The sequence below is a fragment of the Microbacterium sp. CCH5-D1 genome, from assembly GCF_001557335.1.
GTDB lineage: Bacteria > Actinomycetota > Actinomycetes > Actinomycetales > Microbacteriaceae > Microbacterium > Microbacterium oxydans.
The window spans coordinates 1-251 of sequence record NZ_LSJW01000180.1; the positions used below are offsets into that span (position 1 = coordinate 1).

The 251-nt window shown below is 65.3% G+C and carries 1 protein-coding gene; it reads left to right on the plus strand.

Features of this window, described 5'->3' with window-relative positions; all coding sequences use genetic code 11:
- A partial coding sequence (locus AX744_RS10970; RefSeq protein ID WP_331709305.1) for a glycine betaine ABC transporter substrate-binding protein occupies window positions 1-251 on the plus strand: 251 nt, incomplete at both ends.

Consider the following 251-nt stretch of genomic DNA (forward strand, 5'->3'; position numbering starts at 1 on the left):
GCGACCCAGAAGGGCGACGACTGCAACTTCGGCGAGGTCTTCCAGACCGACGGCCGCATCCCCGCCCTCGACCTCGTGGTGATGGAAGACGACAAGGAGTTCTTCCCCAGCTACCAGGGCGGCTTCACGCTCAAGCAGAGCACCCTCGACGAGTACCCGGCGATCGCCGACGTGCTGGCGAAGCTGAGCCCGCTGCTGACCACCGAGGTCATGCAGGAGCTCAACGCCAAGGCCGATGTCGACGGTGAGGA